Raw genomic sequence first — 1160 nt, forward strand, 5'->3', positions numbered from 1 at the left:
CTTCTTGGATGAGCAAAATGTAGGATACTTATGCCTGCCGGGCGGGTGGCCGCCCGCCCGGCAGCTGGTTGTCGGATCGTCACCTTCTTAGCCGTTAGGGGCTGTGGGGAGCAGGATCGCAACCGGCTCTTCATCTGGCCCGTGTGGTTGCAGGAACCTTGGGGTTCGTATCCAAGACAGGGACGACGAAGATGACCGATAATAGCATGATTTGTGCCGGAATCGATGTCGGCAAAAGCCATCTCGACATTGCCCTCCATCCCGGCCGCGCAAGGCTGAGGGTCACTTATGACGCTGCTGGCCTGAAGGCGCTTGACGCCTTTCTTCAAGAGCATGACGTCAGCCGCATCGGCTTCGAAGCCTCCGGCGGCTATGAATGGCGGTTGCTGGCGCATCTGCGGGCCGGCAAGCGGCCGGCGGCGCGTCTGCAGCCGGCGCAATTGCGCTTCTTTGCCAAGAGCCGGCTCAAGCGAGCCAAGAACGATCGCCTCGATGCCGTGCTGATTGCGCTCTTCACGGCAAGTCTCGAGCAGTTGCCGGCGCTGCCGGATGCACGCCTCGACAAACTGGCGGCCGAACTAACCTATCTGGAACAGATCGAGCAGCAGATCGCCCTGATCAAAACCTTTGCCGAGACCGCCTTGTCGGAGGCGATCAAGCGCCGTCATGCGCGCGAGGTCGCCCGCCTCGAAACCTGCCGAAAGGCCCATCTGCTGCGGCTCGAAAAGATGGTTCGCGACGATTGTGACCTTTCGCAACGGCTCGATCTGCTGACCTCTATCAAGGGCATCGGGCTGCGCAGCGCCCTGTGCCTGATCATTCGGCTGCCCGAGCTCGGCCATGCCAGCCGCGCCGAGATCGCCGCCCTTGCCGGCGTCGCACCCTATGACGATGATAGCGGAAAATATCATGGCAGACGCCGCATCCAGGGTGGTCGCGAACGCCTGCGAAAGAGCCTGTTCATGTGCGCGTTTACGGCAACCCGGCACAATCCGGATCTCGCCTCTTTCTACGCCCGCTTGCGTCAGAACGGAAAGGATCACCTGTGCGCCGTCATAGCCGTCGCACGCAAACTCATCGTTCTCGCCAACACAATCCTCTCTCGAAAGACCGAATGGACGCCACAATACCAGCAAAAATGAAACATGGTTGCTCCCCGC

Annotated in this window: 1 protein-coding gene; it reads left to right on the forward strand. The window is 60.7% G+C overall.

The window, feature by feature from the left end; genetic code table 11:
- Nucleotides 1-191 precede the first annotated feature (191 nt).
- The gene (locus tag B5E41_RS30885; RefSeq protein ID WP_064800413.1) at nt 192-1142 is read left to right on the forward strand and encodes an IS110 family RNA-guided transposase; all 951 of its coding nucleotides are present in this window, start codon (nt 192-194) and stop codon (nt 1140-1142) included.
- The last annotated feature ends 18 nt before the right edge of the window (nt 1143-1160 follow it).

The sequence above is a fragment of the Rhizobium esperanzae genome, assembly GCF_002204185.1.
Lineage (GTDB): Bacteria > Pseudomonadota > Alphaproteobacteria > Rhizobiales > Rhizobiaceae > Rhizobium > Rhizobium esperanzae.

What these genes read in the sequence shown, in the direction of transcription:
- B5E41_RS30885 (WP_064800413.1), top strand. Translation starts at nt 192, where the DNA reads ATGACCGATAATAGCATGATTTGTGCCGGAATCGATGTCGGCAAAAGC.